At 47.1% G+C, this 20179-nt stretch carries 22 protein-coding genes; 16 read left to right on the top strand and 6 right to left on the bottom strand.

Going from position 1 to position 20179, the window contains the following annotated elements; translation table 11 throughout:
• Positions 1 to 94: 94 nt before the first annotated feature.
• The 3 genes from IE104_RS14865 to pilG form a co-directional block, all read right to left on the bottom strand.
• Entirely contained in the window at positions 95 to 637 is a 543-nt protein-coding gene (locus IE104_RS14865) for a chemotaxis protein CheW (protein ID WP_189419962.1), read from the bottom strand.
• A 103-nt stretch (positions 638 to 740) separates the two neighbouring features.
• On the bottom strand, positions 741 to 1103 hold the full coding sequence (gene pilH / locus IE104_RS14870) for a twitching motility response regulator PilH (RefSeq protein ID WP_189419965.1): 363 nt from the start codon (positions 1101 to 1103) through the stop codon (positions 741 to 743).
• Positions 1104 to 1193: 90 nt separating this feature from the next.
• Positions 1194 to 1589 (bottom strand): twitching motility response regulator PilG, encoded by a 396-nt coding sequence (gene pilG, locus IE104_RS14875; RefSeq protein WP_189419968.1) that lies wholly within the window; start codon positions 1587 to 1589, stop codon positions 1194 to 1196.
• A 319-nt stretch (positions 1590 to 1908) separates the two neighbouring features.
• Here pilG and gshB point away from each other — a divergent pair, with 319 nt between their 5' ends.
• From gshB to ruvX, 5 genes are read left to right on the top strand one after another with little or no spacing between them, the layout of a single operon-like run.
• Positions 1909 to 2880, top strand: coding sequence for a glutathione synthase (gene gshB / locus IE104_RS14880; RefSeq protein ID WP_189419970.1), 972 nt, complete (start codon positions 1909 to 1911; stop codon positions 2878 to 2880).
• Positions 2877 to 3788, top strand: a complete 912-nt coding sequence (locus tag IE104_RS14885; RefSeq protein ID WP_229837976.1) for an energy transducer TonB — start codon at positions 2877 to 2879, stop codon at positions 3786 to 3788. The genes gshB and IE104_RS14885 overlap by 4 nt, the downstream gene beginning before the upstream one ends.
• 56 nt (positions 3789 to 3844) lie before the next feature.
• Positions 3845 to 4441 (top strand): YqgE/AlgH family protein, encoded by a 597-nt coding sequence (locus tag IE104_RS14890; RefSeq protein ID WP_189419971.1) that lies wholly within the window; start codon positions 3845 to 3847, stop codon positions 4439 to 4441.
• Between the two features lie 26 nt (positions 4442 to 4467).
• Positions 4468 to 4848 (top strand): 1-pyrroline-5-carboxylate dehydrogenase, encoded by a 381-nt coding sequence (locus IE104_RS14895; RefSeq protein WP_189419973.1) that lies wholly within the window; start codon positions 4468 to 4470, stop codon positions 4846 to 4848.
• A gap of 11 nt (positions 4849 to 4859) precedes the next feature.
• Entirely contained in the window at positions 4860 to 5279 is a 420-nt protein-coding gene (ruvX, locus tag IE104_RS14900) for a Holliday junction resolvase RuvX (protein ID WP_189419975.1), read from the top strand.
• Between the two features lie 15 nt (positions 5280 to 5294).
• Here ruvX and IE104_RS14905 read toward each other — a convergent pair whose 3' ends face one another.
• From IE104_RS14905 to IE104_RS14915, 3 genes are all read right to left on the bottom strand, one after another.
• Positions 5295 to 5570: a hypothetical protein gene (locus IE104_RS14905; RefSeq protein WP_189419977.1), complete on the bottom strand. Its 276-nt coding sequence runs from the start codon at positions 5568 to 5570 to the stop codon at positions 5295 to 5297.
• Positions 5571 to 5633: 63 nt separating this feature from the next.
• A complete protein-coding gene (locus tag IE104_RS14910) occupies positions 5634 to 6779 on the bottom strand; it encodes a PilT/PilU family type 4a pilus ATPase (protein WP_189419978.1) in 1146 nt (381 codons plus the stop codon).
• Positions 6780 to 6821: 42 nt separating this feature from the next.
• Positions 6822 to 7856: a type IV pilus twitching motility protein PilT gene (locus IE104_RS14915; RefSeq protein ID WP_189419980.1), complete on the bottom strand. Its 1035-nt coding sequence runs from the start codon at positions 7854 to 7856 to the stop codon at positions 6822 to 6824.
• Between the two features lie 113 nt (positions 7857 to 7969).
• Here IE104_RS14915 and IE104_RS14920 point away from each other — a divergent pair, with 113 nt between their 5' ends.
• From IE104_RS14920 to IE104_RS14970, 11 genes are all read left to right on the top strand, one after another.
• Positions 7970 to 8677, top strand: coding sequence for a YggS family pyridoxal phosphate-dependent enzyme (locus IE104_RS14920; protein ID WP_189419982.1), 708 nt, complete (start codon positions 7970 to 7972; stop codon positions 8675 to 8677).
• Between the two features lie 45 nt (positions 8678 to 8722).
• Positions 8723 to 9559, top strand: a complete 837-nt coding sequence (proC, locus tag IE104_RS14925; protein ID WP_189419984.1) for a pyrroline-5-carboxylate reductase — start codon at positions 8723 to 8725, stop codon at positions 9557 to 9559.
• A gap of 34 nt (positions 9560 to 9593) precedes the next feature.
• Positions 9594 to 10184, top strand: a complete 591-nt coding sequence (locus tag IE104_RS14930) for a YggT family protein (RefSeq protein ID WP_189419986.1) — start codon at positions 9594 to 9596, stop codon at positions 10182 to 10184.
• Between the two features lie 62 nt (positions 10185 to 10246).
• Positions 10247 to 12049, top strand: coding sequence for a tetratricopeptide repeat protein (locus tag IE104_RS14935; protein ID WP_189419988.1), 1803 nt, complete (start codon positions 10247 to 10249; stop codon positions 12047 to 12049).
• 160 nt (positions 12050 to 12209) lie between these two features.
• Positions 12210 to 12749 (top strand): sigma-70 family RNA polymerase sigma factor, encoded by a 540-nt coding sequence (locus IE104_RS14940; RefSeq protein WP_189419990.1) that lies wholly within the window; start codon positions 12210 to 12212, stop codon positions 12747 to 12749.
• The gene (locus IE104_RS14945; RefSeq protein WP_189419992.1) at positions 12746 to 13465 is read left to right on the top strand and encodes an anti-sigma factor; all 720 of its coding nucleotides are present in this window, start codon (positions 12746 to 12748) and stop codon (positions 13463 to 13465) included. The genes IE104_RS14940 and IE104_RS14945 overlap by 4 nt, the downstream gene beginning before the upstream one ends.
• A 202-nt stretch (positions 13466 to 13667) precedes the next feature.
• Positions 13668 to 15257: a DUF4331 domain-containing protein gene (locus tag IE104_RS14950; RefSeq protein WP_189419994.1), complete on the top strand. Its 1590-nt coding sequence runs from the start codon at positions 13668 to 13670 to the stop codon at positions 15255 to 15257.
• 11 nt (positions 15258 to 15268) lie between these two features.
• Entirely contained in the window at positions 15269 to 15769 is a 501-nt protein-coding gene (locus IE104_RS14955) for an Ig-like domain-containing protein (RefSeq protein ID WP_189419996.1), read from the top strand.
• Between the two features lie 114 nt (positions 15770 to 15883).
• A complete protein-coding gene (locus tag IE104_RS14960; RefSeq protein ID WP_189419998.1) occupies positions 15884 to 16966 on the top strand; it encodes a tetratricopeptide repeat protein in 1083 nt (360 codons plus the stop codon).
• Between the two features lie 2 nt (positions 16967 to 16968).
• The gene (locus IE104_RS14965) at positions 16969 to 18078 is read left to right on the top strand and encodes a HupE/UreJ family protein (RefSeq protein ID WP_189420000.1); all 1110 of its coding nucleotides are present in this window, start codon (positions 16969 to 16971) and stop codon (positions 18076 to 18078) included.
• Between the two features lie 9 nt (positions 18079 to 18087).
• A complete protein-coding gene (locus tag IE104_RS14970; protein ID WP_189420001.1) occupies positions 18088 to 20163 on the top strand; it encodes a TonB-dependent receptor in 2076 nt (691 codons plus the stop codon).
• The last annotated feature ends 16 nt before the right edge of the window (positions 20164 to 20179 follow it).

Consider the following 20179-nt stretch of genomic DNA (forward strand, 5'->3'; position numbering starts at 1 on the left):
GGTAAAATCCAGAAACTCTCTCAACGCTCTCTTACTTTGATCGTTAAAACTTTAATCTGCTAAAACCTTTGACTGTAAATCCAACTCGTACCGATTAACTCTTTGCCGCATTGATGAAACGCGGATCTTCCGCCAACAACGCAGGCCTGAAAAGCGACCACTGCTGATTACCAGAAGGGTAACTTCCCGTCACAAATGGCAGAATGTTCTCCGCCACAGCTCCCGCCTGCTCGCTGTATTCGTCCATGGGAAAATGTTGCATACCGAAAACTTGATCAACCATTAAACCGGAATACAGCGTCTCGGTTTCCAGGATCAACACCCGGCGCTGTTTACGCCCACCAGTAAGGCGGTCGCCAAAATAGGCGGCGAGATCAAATATCGGTAAGAGGCGGCCGCGCACGTTGGCGACGCCCTTTACCCAAGGTTGGACCCCGGGCAAGTGAGTATAGTTGGGAACTTCGAGCATCTCCGATACTTCACCAATCGGCGCCACAAAATGGCTGCCCATTAATGAAAAGCCAATGCCGCTCCACAGCGGACGAATATCGGTTTGCGCTGGCAGACCACGAGCAGCAGCACGGCTGCGCTGGGCCAGGTCGATGAGCGCCTCGAAGGCTGCTTGAGGTTCTGACATAACAGCATCCATCTTATCCCGCGACTCTTGGCGACCAACTTAGGTCGGTGGCCGCGGAACTTAATTATTGTGTAGACGTTGGTGAAACTGCCGAATAACGCGATTAACCCATCACCTCAGCCATGGCAGACATAAGTACATCGGGCGTAATTGGCTTGGCCAAATAGGCTTTAGCGCCTTGGCGCATACCCCATACACGGTCAGTCTGTTGGTCTTTGGTTGTTACGATAATCACCGGGATATGGGCTGTTTCCGGCAGCTTCGACAACTGACGCGTCGCCTGAAAGCCATTAAGACCGGGCATAACCACATCCATTAATACCAAATCGGGGCGCTCTTTTACCGCCAGGGCTACGCCTGCTTCGCCATTTTCGGCGGTCAGCACTACGTGGCCGTTTTTTTCCAACATAGTTGTGAGCTTGTAAGTTTCAGTTGGAGAGTCATCAATAATCAGTACACGAGCCATAGCTGCTCCAGGTTGAATCGTAAATGTTAGAGTTGGCAGTCCTTTGGAGTTTTTATAGATGCCTTAAATCAAATATCAGGAGATCAAATATCAGGATGCTTTCACGTGCTTAACGTGAGTTTCAATCGCATCCAAAAGTTCGCTTTTGCTAAAAGGTTTGGTGAGATATTGGTCTGAACCAACAATACGGCCTTTAGCCTTGTCGAACAGGCCGTCTTTGCTTGAAAGCATAATGACGGGCGTGGATTTGAATTCGCTGTTGTTCTTGATGAGGGCGCAGGTTTGGTAACCGTCGAGGCGCGGCATCATGATGTCAACGAAGATAATATCAGGGCGGCTATCGGCAATTTTTGCCAATGCATCAAAGCCGTCGGTGGCGGTAATCACCATACAACCGGCTTTCTTCAATAGGGTTTCTGCAGTGCGGCGAATGGTTTTACTGTCGTCAATAACCATTACTTTCAAGCTTTCTAAACTTACGTCCATACTCTCTGACCTTTGCCTTTGTTATGCGTGGTTGCGCCAGAACCGGTGAATTACGCTTATAGAACAGGTTGATTTGCGAAAATAACCGTGCGTTGTTGATTTATAGTGTCTTAGACATACGCGAAATAAACTTTTAACACAGTTTTTAAGATTTAGCTATAACTACTTGAAACCATAAGTAATCTGTTCTTAATTTTGTCTTTTTAGCACTTCTGATTCTGTCGCAGAAGTGTGCGATTTACCCTTGCTTTAAACGCTCTTAGGACTTAACTTTAGGCCGCATTTCTAACAACCGCAAATTCCTCAGTGAGATTCTCTAATGACGCTATCCGTCGGCGTAGTCATGGACCCCATCGCCAATATCAAATTCTATAAAGATACCTCTCTCGCCCTGCTTCTAGCGGCCCAAGCAAGGGGATGGAAACTGTCTTATATGGAGCAGGGTGATCTCTATCTATTACAGGGTGAAGCGCGCGCCAATATGCGAAACCTTAGCGTGCAGGCGGATCCAGACGACTTTTTTTGCCTCGGCGTAAGCGAAGATCGCCCACTGGCCGACCTCGACGTTATCCTCATGCGCAAAGACCCGCCCTTTGATAACGAATTTGTATACAGCACTTACATTCTGGAAGCCGCGCAGAAAAAAGGCACTTTAGTTGTCAATGATCCCCGCAGCCTGCGCGATTGCAATGAGAAAGTCTTCGCCACCCAATTTCCCCAATGCTGCCCGCCAGTACTGGTGAGTCGTGACCCGGCCAAATTACGTGAGTTTCACCAACAGCACTCTGACGTGATTTTCAAACCACTGGACGGCATGGGCGGCAGTCGCATATTCCGCTGCCGTCCTGACGACCCCAATGTGGGGGTTATTTTGGAAACCCTGACCGAAATGGGATCGCAAACTATTATGGCGCAGCGTTACATTCCGGAAATTACCGAGGGCGATAAACGCATTCTGGTGATTGATGGCGAACCTGTACCCTATTGCCTCGCCCGCATTCCCGCGAAAGGTGAAACCCGCGGCAACCTTGCGGCAGGCGGAACCGGTGTCGCGCAACCTTTGTCGGATCAGGACCGTTGGATCGTCAGCCAAGTTGCACCAACCTTGCGCGAAAAAGGTCTGCTCTTTGTTGGCCTGGATGTGATTGGCGAATATCTCACCGAAATCAACGTTACCAGCCCGACCTGCGCTCGCGAAATCGATAAGGCTTACGGTACCAATATTGGTGACCTCCTAATGAGCGCCATTGCGCGTCGCAAAGAACAGCAACGCCGGGATTCCGCTCTGTGAGTACAGCCGTAGCAATGGATATGAGTGACTTTCAAGCCAAGCCTGTTGATGCAGGCGACCGCTTGAGCTTTACATTGTTTATGGCGATTGCCATACATGCACTGATCATTCTTGGCGTAACCTTTAAGATGCCACCCGCCTCAAAGGGGTCGCAGACAATTGAAATCACCCTCGCTACCCATAAATCCGCCAAAGCGCCAAAAGACGCAGATTTCCTGGCGCAACATAATCAGGAAGGCAGCGGTACCGAAGAAAAAGCGCGTCAACTCACCACAGAAAAGCACGCCGAATTTGCTGACACCCAAGTGCGCAATGTGAATCCTTTGCCGCAGGTTGCCGAAACCTCCACCGCACAAAAGAAACAGCAGCAAATTGTCACTACCACTGGCTTGAGCGATTTTAAACTCAGCGATTTGCAAAGCCCGAAAAGCCAGGAAGAAAAAGAAAAGCACAAAGGCCTACTGGAAAACCAAACCGCCATCACCACTGAAATTGCGACCCTGCAAGCTCGGCTCGACAAACAAAAACAAGAATATGCGCGCCGCCCACGGGTACGCACGCTAACCGCCGTTTCCGCCAAGGAATCTTTCGATGCCGAATATTTGATCAAGTGGAGCGAAAAATTTGAGCGGGTAGGTACTAAAAACTATCCGGGTGAAGCGCTCGCCAAAAATATTACTGGCCGCGTTATGTTGAGTGTCACGCTCAGGCCAGATGGCAGCGTTGAAGAGGTACTTGTGACACTTTCATCCGGCAGCCGCATCCTGGATGACTCTGCGCGCCAGATCGTACGTTTGGCGGCGCCCTATGCGAAATTTCCGCCGGAGATCAGCCGCCAAATTGATCGCTTAAAAATTATTCGCTACGTGCGATTTGAACCCAACAACATCACCACTAGCGATCAATAAATCACAAATCGCAGGTTTTACTTGTTTTCCGCGCGCGTTGCCTCAATACTCAAGGCATGACTGAAAAACATACTCCACATATAGATACTAATGAGCTTGTTCCTGGCAGTTTGTGCAATCACTTTTTGATTGCTATGCCGAGCATGCAAGACTCTTCTTTTGCTCACAGCGTCACATTCATCTGCGAACACTCTAGCCAAGGCGCTATGGGGATTGTCATCAATAATCCTATGCCCATGACGCTGCATGAAATTTTTGCGCAAATGGATTTAACTGACTCCAAAAATCAGGGCCACCACCCCGTTGTTGCGGGCGGACCTGTGCAACAGGAGCGCGGATTTGTTATACACAGTAGCGACAGTGAATGGCATTCAACCTTAAAAGTTTCTTCAGACATTAGCCTTACTGCTTCGCGCGATATTATTACCGCTATTGCTGAGGGTCAGGGACCAAAAGAATGTTTGGTCGCGCTGGGTTATGCCGGTTGGGGCGAAGGCCAATTGGAAGCAGAAATTGCCGCCAATTCCTGGCTGACGGTTCCCGCAAGCAAACATATTATTTTCAATACTCCGTTCGAACAGCGCTGGACTGCCGCTGCGCAAGCGCTGGGGATTGACGTCAATTTAATTTCTAATGTCGCAGGACATGCTTAAGCTATTGCAACCGCCGGGAATGCGTAATGTTTAACAATTTTTTTAGCTCGATGCTCTACGTAAAAATTTATAAAAACAAAATCGTCATAAAAAATTTATCCGACAATCTTTCAGCACAAATGTTTACGCCCGACACCTCCTTTACCACATCACGTTTACTGGTTGGCACTTTTGCACCCGCTGTGCAATGTTTAAAACAGGCGATAAAAAGTTCGAAATCAACATCCTGGTTGGGAGCGAGTCCCTGTTTACTGATTCAGCCGATGGAAATGAATGAAGGCGGCTTAAGCGAAATTGAAGATAGAGTCTTCCGCGAACTTGGCTTGGGTGCAGGAGCCCGCAAAGTCGTGCTCTGGGTTGGCGCTGAATTGTCTAACGAAAAAGCTATCGAAAAAATAACACGCTGATTTAAAAAACCATGATTAAAACCCTGCTAGCGTTTGATTACGGCACCAAAAATATTGGTATTGCCACAGGTCAAACCATCATCTCATCTGCTACATCCCTCGCACCGCTTAAAGCAAAAGACGGCGTACCTGATTGGACGCAAATTGAAAAAATAATTAAGGAATGGAAACCCGATTTGGTATTGGTGGGCTTGCCCTTAAACATGGATGAAAGCGAGAGCGAACTTAGTACGCGCGCACGCAAATTTGCCAATCGATTGCATGGCCGTTTTGGTGTGAAAATTGAAATGATAGACGAACGCCTGACCAGCTTTGAGGCCAAGGGAGAAGTCATGAGCCGCGGCGGCTCCCGCGATTATAAAAATAATCCGGTAGACTCGATTGCCGCACGGCTCATTTTGGAAAGCTGGTTTGAAAGAAACACCTTGTAGCATTTCTTTCTCGCATCAGAATAATTCTTTAGCCTTCTGCATACGCACTTTCACTTCATAATTATTCTGGTAAGTTTTAGCAATGCTAGCGTGATCTTTTTCAAGCGCGTCGCATTTTAATCTTTCCATAGCCTGATTAATTTTTTCTGCGCGCGCCTTATTGGAGGAGTCTTCACCACCCCAATAGTTGCACTCTACAGTGCGCTCAATAAGTACAGCCACATCCTGGGGCATACCTTTTTTAAGCGCTTTCACTTCTGCTGAATCCTCAGCGACTACAAGAGGGGACATCAATACACTTGATAAAATTATAATTTTTTTAAGCATGATCAAGCAGCCTCTTTTTATGACATATTAAAACATCTTCCCACGGTTATTCCGATCATCGTTATCAATAGACAGACTATCCGCAGCGTTACTTAAATAAGTAGCATCAGTTTCTGAACCCAGTTTAATCATTAAACGTAAATCATTCGGTGAGTCAGCGTGCAGGAGCGCATCCTCGTAAGTAATTTCGCCGTTGTCGTAAAGGTCGTACAAGGCTTTATCAAATGTTTGCATGCCAAGCTCGGCAGATTTTTTCATTAACTCTTTTAGATCAGAAACCTGACCTTTGCGAATCAAATCTTGCGCCAGTGGAGTATTAATTAAAATTTCCAAACAGGCGCGGCGCCCTTGTCCATCAGGCGTTGGAATTAATTGCTGCGCGACAATGGCTTTCAAATTTAACGACAAATCCATCCACAATTGACGGTGACGATCAGCAGGGAAAAAGTGAATGATACGATCAAGCGCCTGGTTAGCGTTGTTGGCGTGCAATGTACACAAACACAAGTGACCAGTTTCAGCGAAGGCAATCGCATGATCCATGGTTTCGCGCGAGCGCACCTCACCAATCAAAATTACATCGGGCGCCTGACGCAAAGTATTTTTCAGTGCAACCTCAAAGGATTCAGTATCAATGCCCACTTCACGCTGGGTGATAATGCAACCTTCATGCTGATGAATAAATTCAATCGGGTCCTCGATGGAAATAATATGGCCTTTGGAATTGCGATTACGGTGGCCAATCATGGAGGCGAGCGAGGTAGATTTACCCGTACCCGTTGCGCCCACAAAAATAATTAACCCACGTTTGGTCATTGCCAATTCTTTAATAATTTCGGGCAATCCCAAATCATCAATTTTCGGAATGTTGGTTTCAATACGACGCAACACCATACCCGCAAGGTTGCGTTGGTAAAATGCACTTGCACGAAAACGGCCGATTCCGCGCGCACTTACCGCAAAGTTAAGTTCTTTGTTGTCGAGAAATTCATTACGCTGCTTTTCATTCATCACACTTAACACCAGCTCGCGCGCTTTTTCCGGCGCAAGTGGCGTAGCAGTTACTGGCACGACTTTGCCATGCAATTTCATTGAAGGCGGAACGCCGGCGGTGATAAATAAGTCAGACGCGCCTTTTTCTACCATCAATGCTAATAAACGATCAAAATCCATAAGTGTGCCTGCTAGGTATAAGATTTATTGCGCAATAATTAATTAAAAGTTCTCTGGCATTTTTGCTTTCGCGCGCGCAGCTTCGCGGCTCACGATACGACGCGCAACCAAATCAGCCAAACACTGATCCATTGTCTGCATTCCAAGTGACGCACCGGTTTGAATAGCCGAATACATTTGCGCCACTTTGTCCTCACGAATCAGGTTACGAATTGCCGAAGTACCGCGCATGATTTCGTGCGCCGCAACGCGACCGCCGCCATTTTTCTTCATCAATGTTTGCGAAATAACCGCTTGCAATGATTCGGACAACATTGAACGCACCATGGATTTTTCATTCGCGGGGAATACATCCACAATACGGTCAATCGTTTTTGCTGCTGATGTGGTGTGCAAGGTGCCGAACACCAGGTGGCCCGTTTCTGCGGCGGTCAATGCGAGACGAATAGTTTCCAAATCGCGCATCTCACCTACCAGAATAATATCCGGGTCTTCACGGAGAGCGGAGCGGAGCGCTTCGTTAAAGCCGTGAGTGTCGCGGTGAACTTCACGTTGGTTCACCAGGCATTTTTTGGATTCGTGCACGAATTCGATGGGGTCTTCAATGGTTAAAACGTGTTCGTATTTGTTGTCATTGATGTAATCGATCATGGCCGCCAGCGTTGTGGATTTACCAGAGCCTGTTGGTCCTGTCACCAACACAAGCCCACGCGGTACGGCGCAAATGTCGCGGAACACGTTGCCCATGCCCAATTCCTCCATGGTTAACACCTTGGATGGAATCGTACGGAACACGGCACCCGCACCGCGGTTTTGGTTAAAGGCGTTTACACGGAAGCGTGCCACACCGGGAACCTCAAACGAAAAGTCGGTTTCCAGAAATTCTTCGTAGTCCTTACGCTGCCGGTCATTCATAATGTCGTAAATCAAGCCGTGGACTTGCTTGTGCTCCATGGGCGGCAGATTGATACGGCGCACGTCGCCATCAACGCGGATCATGGGTGGCAAACCTGCCGACAAGTGCAAGTCTGAGGCGCCCTGTTTGGCGCTAAAGGCTAAGAGTTCGGTGATATCCATAGAGCTACCTTATTTAAGAACTACTTTATTTTATTCTGTTAGCTGAAGCGGTCAGCTAGCGTCGATGTTTGCGGAAATTCTTTACGTTTATTATGCCCAAAGTGCCCAATAAGATGGACAGACCCACTAACCACACCATAGCTGAGGCGCTCGCGAAAGTCACCGCACGCATCCACCAAGCCGCACAAGCTGCGGGGCGAAAATGCGAAACTGTGCGTTTGATCGCTGTGAGCAAAACCCAACCCGCAGAAGCCGTGACGCAAGCTTATGCCAGCGGTCAGCGCGATTTTGGTGAAAACTACGTGCAAGAGGCGCTGGAAAAGCAAGCCGCATTAGTCGGCCTGGCGGATATTCAATGGCATTTTATTGGCCCAATCCAATCCAACAAAACGCGCCCCATCGCAGAAAACTTTACCTGGATTCACAGTATAGACCGGGAAAAAGTAGCGCAGCGTCTAAATGATCAACGCCCGCTAAATTTGCCGCCCTTGCAGGTGTGCCTGCAGGTAAATATAGATGATGAAAGCACTAAATCCGGTGTTTCATTGGAGGACTTGCCCGCACTCGCCAAAGCTGTAAGCCAAATGCCACGCCTGCAACTGCGTGGACTTATGGCGATTCCAGCCGCTAGCAACTCGCAGGAACAACAACTTATGGCTTTCGCTAAACTACGCCACGCACTTGGCGAGCTACAGGCCCAAGGCTACAAGGTAGATACTTTATCCATGGGCATGTCGGGCGATTTGGAAGCAGCAATTGCCGAAGGCTCAACTATGGTAAGGGTGGGTACGGATATTTTTGGTCCGCGCATCAAACCTTAAATTAACCCCCAACAATCACAACCGCTTTATTATCAGGATTTCACCATGTCACTGCTCACCACCAGTTCTTCCAAAATCGCGTTTATAGGCGCAGGCAACATGGCTAAAGCCATTATCGGCGGATTATTGGCCGAAGGTTTCAAGCGAATCAATATCATCGCCAGTGGCCCCCGGCAGGAATCGCTGGATAAGGTTGCAGCTGAGTTCGGAATCAATATCACCACCGACAACGCGGCGGCAGCGGCCATGGCCGACGTTATAGTCCTGGCGGTCAAGCCGCAAATGCTTAAGGAGGTGTGTTTAGGCCTGGCTAATTCACTCAATCACAAACCCCTGATTATCTCGTTAGCGGCGGGCATTACCACCGAAAGCATGGGTAAATGGCTGGGAACTGATCAAGCCATAGTGCGTTGTATGCCCAACACGCCATCCCAGGTACGCGTAGGCGCAAGCGGCCTGTTTGCTAACGCGAATGTAAACCCGGCCCAAAAATCTACGGCCAATACCATTTTGGGTGCAGTGGGTATTGTGCAATGGGTGAGCGACGAGGCGCTAATCAACCCGGTTACCGCTGTTTCCGGCTCTGGCCCTGCCTATTTTTTCCTGGTGATGGAATCCATGATCAACGCAGGAGTAGAGCTGGGGCTTACGCGCGAGTCTGCCACCGAGCTGACCTTGCAAACGGCCTTGGGCGCCGCCATCTTAGCCAAGCAAAGTGATGTGGACATTGCCGAATTGCGCCGTCGCGTCACTTCGCCCAAAGGTACTACCGAGCAAGCGATTAACTCCTTTGAGAACGACCAAATTCGCGCTATGTTTAGCCGCGCTATGACCGCCTGCTCAAACCGTGCGGTGGAGTTGTCAGAATTGTTGGGCAAATAATTTTATTCACTTGTTGTAAATAAGAGATTCCATTATGCAAACACTGGCTCAAATCGCCATCTACATTATCAGTACCCTTGGCACCCTTTATGTAAGCCTGGTGTTGTTGCGCTTTTTGGCACAATTGGTGCGCGCAGATTATTACAATCCGCTGAGTAAAGCCTTGGTGAAATACACCAACCCCTTGCTGATTCCGCTGCGCAAAATAATTCCCGGTTTTTTTGGAATAGATTGGGCTGCACTCATACTCGCCCTTATTCTTGAAGCTATTTTGATGCAAATCGTATTGCTCATTGCCAGCTATGGCATTGTAAACCCGGCGTTGTTATTCATCTGGTCGGTTGTTGCGCTTTTAGGTTTGTTGGTGACTTTTTATTACTGGGGCACGATCATAATGATCATTGCCAGCTGGATCGCTCCTCACAACCACAACCCTGCGTTGCGTTTATTGCAGCAAATTATTGATCCAGTAATGGCGCCCTTCCGCAAAATTTTGCCACCGCTCGGTGTGCTCGATTTATCTCCGATTATTTTTTTCATGGTGCTACATATTATTCGCAGTTTTGTGTTGCCCGCACTCGCACAAGCAACCGGGATGATTCCTGGTTTGGGGTTTGGATTTTAAGTAAATAAGTCGTTTGTTCGTGGTGAAGCGTCGAAAATAATTAAATAACAGCGAGACAAGCTATGAAAAAAAAATATTGCACGAATGCCATAATAATTCTCGGGCTGTTAGTTATTCCTTATGTGACAGCACAGACTACGACGCTTACATCATCCAAACAAAAAGATGTCACCGAACTGGTCATTAGTGGCCAGCAACATGCAGCAGACTGGTTTCGCGCCGAGAGCCCGCACTTCATCGTTTACTCCGACACCAAGCGCGATCATGTAGAAAGATTGCTCGATAAGCTTGAACGCCTGGATCACCTGCTGCGCACCTACACTTTGAGCGAAACAGCGGTAGATTCCAGCCCTAAACTCACGCTTTATTATTTAAAAGATTTCCACGATATTTATCAAATTGATAAAGAACATCCATCGGAGGCCATAGGTTTATACAAAAGTTGCACGCAGGGTGTACAGGCATTTGGTGCGCACATGTTTTACGCCGAAAGACCTGATTCAGACTTGCAAAAGAAACCGGAAAACGAAGGACTTTCTTACATTTTCGCCGCTTACGCGCGACATTTTATTTATCGTTATAGCGACTTGCGTGCGCCCACCTGGTACATCGATGGCTTTGCACAATATTTTGCCAATACCCGTTTTTCTGATTCAGAAACTATTGTGGGTATGGCCCCTGAAACGATCAGCGAATACCTTCGCTTTTTAAGCGGCCACAGACACAGTCTTGACTACAAAGACATTCTCTTGCAAAACAATACCAAAGGGCATAACTATGCGGGCAAGGCGGGTGTGCGCCTGGAGTTTGAGGCAAAATCCTGGGTGCTGACTCACTATATTTTGTCATCGAGCGAGAACATCCAACATTTCAGTAATTACCTGAATTTAATTGCAAAAGGTACAGAGCCAACGCGCGCGTTTGAAGACGCTTTTGGTTATAAAGTTTCCAAACTCGGTACGGTTCTTCAGCGCTATAACTACAAAGCCGATGCACTCAAAACCAACTTTGCTGCCGGCCCTACTGGCGAAATAACGTTTAGCGTTATGCCCTTGGCAGCCAATGATTTGCTGTTACCGAATGCTACTTTAAAAGCCTGCCCCGATAGCAAAACAATTCAGGCAGTGTTTACTAAAATCCAAAACACGGCGAAAAAATTTCCCACCAGTGATTTCGCACAATTGGTCTTGAGCCGTGCACAAATCGACAGTGGAAATCCACAAAATGCTATGGCGTTCTTAACAAACAAAGCCAACGAACCTAAACCAGATTTTGATGCGGTTTATCTGTTAGGTTTAGCGCAATTGCGTGTGGCAGAACAGGCGCAAGGTGAGTTACGAAAAAGCAATCTTGAATCGGCGCAGCGCAATCTTTTAAAGGCATGCACACTCAATCCCAAAGCACCGGAAGCTTTGCACGCTTATTTCAGGGCTGGCGTTCTCGCACAGGAAAATCCATCCGACGACGTTTTAGGTTCTGCAATTTTGGCATGGAAGCAAGCACGTGAAGTGAACGCCTACGCACGTACAGCCGCACTTGCGCACGCCTATGCAGGGCAAAAACCAGAAGCGATTCGCGTACTGACCTCCATGGCGCAAAACTCGCGTGATCCGCAAATTGCAAAATGGGCTACGACTTGGCAAACACGGCTTAACACTGAGATTAATCGTCCAGAACTTTTACAGGAGATGCGCCTTGAACTCGCACCCAATCCACAATTTAGTGAATGGACAGTCGCCAACACTGAAGTGATGGATGCCATCACCATGGCAGTAGGTAACGAAAGTATCGCCAACCTGATTAAGGAAGAGCAGCTCAACGCTAGAAAACCTACCCAAACCAGTGTTGTTAATCCAAACAGATAATAGATAAACCTCCTGCACGCGCGCTGTAAATTCGAGTAGTAATTGCAGCGCGCCCGACCGCCTCAAAAATTTTTTGAATCCAAACACCCTTCTGCTCCGTATTAGCAATGAATACCCTCCTTTCGGGTAAAAATTCATCCAGCACATAACGGACAAGAATATGGACCCCAATCAACACGCCCTGCGGCTGCTGAGTGCAACCGCACAAGGGGACCGGCTCGCTTTTGAAGAGCTGTACCAACACACCGCCGGAAAACTTTATGCCATTAGCTTGCAAATGCTGCGTCGCCGCGATTTGGCGGAAGACGCCGTGCAAGAAGCTTTTGTGCGGATTTGGCACAACGCGGGCGAGTATCAACAGGAAAAAGGCAATGTACTGACCTGGATGAGTACCATAGTTCGCTACCGCGCTCTGGATATGCTGCGCGCCGCAAAGAGCCGCCGCGAAAGTGACGAGGAAACCGAGGAGGGCGAAGACGAACAGAGTCCCGAAAAGGAGCTTTACGCCGAGCGCGAGCGCGCCTTGATTGATCGCTGCATGGATTTGTTGGAAGACCAGCACCGCAACGTCATCCAGCTCGCCTACTTTCGCGGCCTTACCCATGCGGAAGTTTGCGATCACACAGGCTCGCCATTGGGCTCGGTGAAAACCTGGATTCGCCGCGGACTCGAACGTTTAAAAAGGTGCATAGAAGTATGAATTACCTTACCGAGGAACGAAAAAACGCACTCGCTGCAGAATATGTATTGGGCACCTTGCACGGGCGCGCACGCATACGTTTCCAAGCCCTGTTAATGCAACATCGAGGATTGCGCCATGTGCTTTGGCAATGGGAAAGCCGTTTGAATACCTTGGGCGCGAGCTTGCCCGCGGTTGAACCACGGCCCGAACTTTGGCAAAAAATCCAGCAGCAACTGGGCTTTAATCAAACTGAATTACCCGCAAATGTAATTCGTATTCCGCAAGCGCCGATTAGTGTAACTATCAAACCCAATCGTACCTGGCAATGGCTCACAGGTGCGGCAACCGCGGCAGCTTTAGTGTTGACGATTTTCCTCGTGCAAACGCCGTCCACACCCGATCGCGTAGCAACGCAAATTGCCGTGGTGCAAAGTGAAAAAGCCGAAGCACTCTGGTCGATTGAGTTGGGCAAAAATGAACTTTCCATTGTGGCCACCGACAATTTCAAAGCCTTGCCCGATCAGGATTACGAATTGTGGATGGTCGCTGCCGATGGTCGCCCGCCTGTTTCACTGGGCCTTTTACCTAAACAAGGCAAGTTGACCTTACCGCGCAAGGCAATTCTGGATCAGGTGAAAATTGCAGCGCTTGCAGTCAGTCAAGAACCTTTAGGTGGATCGCCTAATGGCCAGCCTACAAAAGTGCTTTACGTTGCGCAGATTGTGACGATTTAAAACCCGTTCAATCGCTTCTGATTAAGTTTACAGCCCGCCTCGTGCGGGCTTTTTTATGTCTGCAAAAAACTATTTTTATTTTTTCGCACTTTTCTGAATCCAAAACCCCGGTTGATCCGTTTGTGTTGTGCACGTTAAACAAACTCGCGCTCTGCGCGATTTATTGCACTGCTGGCAACAGCATTCACAAAAGGAAAAACAAATGAAAAGCACATATCTCTCTACAGTTATAGGCGCGCTATGCGCCGGACTCATCACCACACAAGTACTGGCATCCAGCCACCGCGAAGCACCGAACATCACCCGCAGCCCAGCGGTGGATTCTTCAGATTTTTATGCATTTAACAGTTACGAAGCGGGTCGCGGCAATTATGTAACTCTCGTCGCCAACTATGTTCCACTGCAAGATGCTTATGGTGGCCCAAATTATTTTGCAATGGATCCCACTGCGCTGTACAGCATTCATGTAGACAACAATGGTGATGCCGTTGAAGATCTAACTTTCGATTTTCGTTTCAGCCAAATGTTGGCGGGTGGCGAGGGCGTGAAGTTAGACGTTGGCACCGCCGGTGCCACCAAAGCAGTAGCTGTGCCCTTAAAGAATGTGGGCGGTGTAGGCGCAGGTAACGAAGCCAATGTAAATTTTAGCGAGACTTATACTTTACAACTTGTGTCCGGTAATCGTCGCACAGGTACACGTTCCGATATTAAAAATACCACAACGGGTAGCGCAACCTTTTCTAAGCCTCTGGATTTTGTCGGCACCAAAACTTTTGGTTCTGTTGCCAACTACAAAACCTATGCAAACACTTTTATTCACGAAATTACTATTCCGGGTTGCGCCACTACGGGTAAAGTTTTTGTTGGTCAACGCAAAGATCCTTTTGTAGTTAACCTCGGCAAAACTTTTGACCTGGTAAATTATGTTCCGGTTGAAGGCGATAGCGCGCCCGGTGCTGGCGACGGCAAAGGTTTCCCCGGCGGTATTACCCAAAATGCAAACAACGACGAATTGCGTTTTAAAAACGTAACTGAAATTGCGTTGGAAATTCCCAAGGCGTGTTTGATTGGCAGCGGTAACGGCGTAATCGGTACCTGGACAACTGCAAGCTTGCCGCAAGCGCGCATCCTTAACCCAAATGCATCCTTTAACAAAACTGAAGTGAACGGCGGTGCATGGACTCAAGTTTCCCGCTTGGGAAATCCGCTGGTTAATGAATTGGTTATTGGCCTCAAAGACAAAGATAAATTTTCAACGTCTGAACCAAAAGACGACGCGCAATTTGCAGATTATGTAACTCATCCATCGCTACCAGAATTACTCAACATTCTGTTTAAAGATGCGGTGAACACCACGCTCGGTGCAAACCTGAAAACTCTCGCACCAACCAACTTTCCACGTAATGATTTGGTCACTGCGTTTCTCACTGGCTTCCCCGGCGTGAACCAACTTTCTAAAGTTACGGCATCGGAAATGTTGCGTTTGAACACAGGCATTGCAGCAACCGCTGCGGATAAACAATCTGCTTTTGGTGTTGCAGGAAATGACCTCGCCGGTTTCCCCAACGGCCGTCGCCCTGGCGATGACGTGGTAGACATTGCACTGCGTGTTGTGATGGGTCGCCTCTGCTATCCAATTCCAGTTGCCGGTGTTGATACAGATTTAGGCTTGTGTAAACCCGCTGATGCCAGCGTGGGCAATGTGCCATTTACCGACGGCGCACCTGTTAACGCGAGCATGACAACCACCAGCTTCCCTTACCTGGCTGATCCATTGCCAGGTTCTAAATAAGGAGCGCTGACATGACCCCATTAAAAATATTTTTTACTCTAATTCTCACCACCGCGCTGCTCAGCAGTTGCGGCGACGACGATAAAAAACCACCTAAAGAAAATATGGTGCCCTCTGCAACGGCGAGCAATTTTACCGTGCAGGCAGATACCACTTACACCGGCAAATTAGCGGGCTCAGATGCGGAATCGGACAAGCTCACTTTCCTCGTCGGCACGGCACCCACAAAAGGTACGCTCAAACTCGAAGCCGACGGCAATTTTATTTATTTGCCCAACTCCGAATTTTTGGGCAGTGACAAATTTACCTTCACGGTTTCTGATCAATGGCATTTGTCAGCACCCGCAGCAGTCATGATCACCGTCGATTTGCAGCAAGTGTCGTTTAACGATTACAGCCGCAAAGCCTTCAACCAAAAAGCTAGCGATAGTCCGCTGCCACTCAACAGTCGCAAAGTTACGCAAGATGTTACTGCTGCAAACGCTTACGACGATTTATTAAATTCTAAATAAAAATTTACCTTGCTAGGGACGGCGAGGATTTTATCTAAAACCGATTGTTTAATCTTAATAGCTGAATTTCAGCGGGCTTGTCATCAGAGGTACATTCTCTGATAGGGAAAAATCATGAATAAACTTTTAACAATCTTGTTATTGTGCGCGCCTTATTGTGCGGTAAATGCCGCACCCTACACACCACAATCAAATGATGAAATCATCGCACGTTGGCCCGCAACGGCGAATGATAAGTTTCAATCACTTAAAGCTGCATCACATTTGCAGCCAGACAATCCACAGACTGTAACAGCACTCGCCAATGCTTATTTGGAACAGGCTGCACAACCCGGTCAATCGCGTTTTTACGGTTTAGCGCAAGCTGCGTTAAAACCCTTAATAGAAAAAAATATTCCCGACAAAAATGTGTGGCTCGCCTGGGCGCAGGTGCAACAGCACCAACATAATTTTTTTATAGCACAAAACGCTATTGCAAAAGTTCTGGAACAAGACCCAACCAATATTAACGCTAATTTATTAGCGGCGCGTATTTATGTAATTCAAGATAAATCTGCAGCAGCGCGCAATGCCTGTTTAAAAATATTGGGCACTGCCGATTTATTAACGGTGACCGCCTGCAGCCTGGAAGCTAATTCTTACTTACACCCTAATGATTTAAAAAATACCTACCAACAACTGGCCGATATGGTTAAACGCGAAGGTCTGCCCAATGATGAGCGCGCAAACTGGATCATCCAGTTACTCGCTGATTTAGCACTACGCAATCAGCAACCCGCTGTTGGTGAAGAATGGTTAGAAATTCGCTTGACCAATGCCAGCGTAAATTATTTAGCACAATGGGCAGATGTAAAATTAGCACTACATAATCCACAGGCGGTTCTGGTACGTCTTGCGCCCATTGTTAAATCTGCAATGGAAATGGACGACGCCCTTTTACTGCGCCTCGCCCTTGCCGAGAAAGAACTCGGGCTAAAACCAGAATGGCAAACACAATTAGCTGAGCGCGTCAGTCTGCGTGAGCAACGCCAGGACAGCCTCCATGCAAGCGAACTTGCGATTTATTATTTGGATCTTGCACCCGACGCAAAAAAAGCGCTTTTCTGGGCTGAAACCAATTTTGCCAACACCCGCGAATATAACGATAAAAACTTATTGGCACGCGCCAAATATCTCAACCAGTCAAAGGAAATGTAATCATGAAAAATTTTATTTCCTTATTAATAAGTTTGTTGCTTCTATGTATTACCAACACTAGCCAGGCACACCAACTCAGCACCGCTTATTTAAATGGCAGCGTTGATAGTACCGGTGTATTCAAAGGTGACTGGCAAGTTCGCCTCTATGATCTGGAGCAAGCTATTGGTGTTGATATAGATGGCGATGGTCAGTTACGTTGGCAAGAATTGCAGAGTCGCGCTCAAATCGTCACACAATATTTGCAGCACCACTTGCAAATCTCTCGCAACAATAAAAATTGCACTTTAGCGATTGCTGAAAACTGGCAAGTGGATTCTCATTTCAATGAAGGCTATCTAGTACTACCTCTACGCGCACAATGCCCAATTAATGGTGTTGTAAGAATTAACTACTCTGCTTTTTTTGACGTGGATAGCCAACACAAATTATTACTGAGCATGAGCAATGAAAAAAACTCCAGTCCACGAATTTTATCTGATACCAACCGCAGTCTTAATTTACACGAAGGTGCAGGCAGTCGCTTTGCCACTTTTAAAGAATTTGTTACTCAAGGTGTAGTACATATATGGATCGGGTTTGATCATATTCTATTTTTGCTCTCGCTATTAGTAAGCTGCGTACTCATTCGCAAACATCATTACTCACATGACAACCCAAACATCAAAGAGGTTGTAGTTCAAGCAACATGGATTGTCACGGCTTTTACGCTCGCGCATTCCATAACACTCACCGCCACCGCCTTAAATTGGATTCATTTACCCAGCCGCTGGGTTGAAGTGGGTATTGCCATTACGGTGGCGCTTGCAGCGCTCAATAATATTTTTCCCATGGTTAAACGCCTGGGTTGGTTAACCTTTGGTTTTGGTTTACTGCATGGAATGGGTTTCGCTGGCGCACTTGGCGAACTGGGTTTACCTGCAGATCAACAAGCACTCACTGTGCTGGCATTTAATCTAGGCGTGGAGATCGGCCAAATGTTTATCGTGATTCTGGTTTTACCGCTTTTAATTTTATTGCGTAAACACTTCTTGTACGCGCGTTACTCCATGACAGGTTTGTCGGCCATTATTGTGTTGCTGGCGGTGCAATGGACACTTCAACGTATTTAAGGAAAAACCATGAAAAACTTCTCTAGAAAATATTTATTCCTTGCTATGCTGGTAACCACATCTGCTTTAAACGCTAAAGCCAGTGAACAATTAGCAAATAATTTAATGCTAAGCGATCTGGATTTGGACACCGTCATTATCCAAGGCTATCGCGTAAATTTATTAGGCGAAACTTTATCTGCGTCTGAAGGTGTTATTGGCAGTGAAGAAATCGCCAACCGCCCAGTATTGCGCACGGGTGAAATTTTAGAATTTATTCCCGGCATGGTTGTTACCCAACACAGTGGCTCCGGCAAGGCCAACCAATATTTTTTACGCGGTTTTAATTTAGACCACGGCACTGATTTCAATACCAGTATTGATGGCATGCCAGTAAATATGCGCACCCATGGTCACGGGCAGGGTTACACAGATCTTAACTTTATTATCCCGGAATTTATCCAAAGTATTAATTATCATAAAGGTCCCTACTACGCTGAGGTTGGCGATTTTTCTGGTGCAGGCTCTGCACAATTCAATTTAAAAAATAAATCTGGTGAAAGCATTGTTTCATTAACGGCAGGTGAAAATAATTTCTCTCGCTTGGTTGCCGGTGGCGATATAAGTGTAACGCGTGGTCAATTGCTAGTTGGATTTGAACACCAAACTTACGATGGCCCCTGGTCAAGTATTAGCGAAGATGTCGCTAAAAATAATCTGCTGGCAAGGTATTCTGAAGATGTTCTCCAAGGAAATTTTTCATTCACATTAATGGCTTACAAAAATCGCTGGAATTCTGCAGACCAGATTCCCGAGCGTGCAGTACGTGAGCATATTATTGATACATTAGGTTCATTAGATACCAATGTAGGTGGAGAATCTAGTCGGTACAGCTTATCCAGTTCTTGGTCAAACGAGCACTGGTCAGCCAATGCATACGCGATTCACTCCTCGCTCGATTTATTTTCCAACTTCACATATTTTCTGGACGACCCTATTAATGGCGATAAATTTGAGCAGGTTGATGAACGCAATATTTTTGGCGGAGAAATTGTTCGAGCAGATACAAGGATTATCAATGACAAGGAAATCAATTATAAAATCGGTAGCGATTTACGCTACGACAACATCTCCAAAGTCGCGCTCTACCATACGCGCGAACGTGAACGCTTAAGCACAACGCGGGAAGATGCCGTTAAAGAAGCGTCTCTCGGAGTATTTGTGCAATCAAAAATTTCCGTAAGCAAAAATTTACATCTTCATCTAGGTGCACGTTACGATTTTTATTCAGCAGATGTGGACAGCAATATTACCGAAAACTCAGGCGATGCCACCCAGGGAAAATTCAGCTTCAAATTAGGTGCAAGCTATAAAGTCAGCGACAACATAGAAACTTACGCCAACTTTGGCCAAGGTCTTCACTCCAATGACGCACGCGGTGCAACTATCACGCAAGATCCTGTTAGCGGTGAGGCGAGTGAAGCGGTAGATTTAATTGTGCCGTCAACCGGTGCAGAAATAGGTATTAAATTATTTGATGCGGAACGCTTTAATATTTCTACGTCACTGTGGTACTTGCGCTCGGATTCAGAACTGGTATTTGTAGGTGATGCCGGTAACACCGAAGCGAGTCGAGCATCTGAACGCTACGGCAATGAAATCGCTGCTTATTATTGGTTAGATAACCGCTGGAACTTTGATTTGGAATTGGCGTGGACGCGCGCTAACTTTACCGAGAACCAAACGCGTGAAGGAAAATATGTTGAGGGCTCTGTGCCTTTTGTGACGAGCGCGGGTATTAGCTACGGCGCTCTCACAGGTTGGCATGGTTCATTGCGTTACCGATATTTTGGCGCGCGCCATCTGGATAGTTTTGATACTCGTAGTGCGCAAGCAACCAGCACCACCAATCTCGGTATTGGCTATAGATGGCAATCATTTAGTGTGGAGTTGGATGCATTAAATCTATTCGATAGCAAAGATCACGACATAGATTATTTTTACAGCTCTCGCCTGATAGGAGAGTCAGAAGAAGGTGTGGAGGATTTACATTATCACCCACTAGAACCGCGCAGCTTACGAATAAAAGCAGAATATAAATTTTAGTAATTTATACCGGTTG

The sequence above is a fragment of the Cellvibrio zantedeschiae genome, from assembly GCF_014652535.1.
Classification (GTDB): Bacteria; Pseudomonadota; Gammaproteobacteria; order Pseudomonadales; family Cellvibrionaceae; genus Cellvibrio; species Cellvibrio zantedeschiae.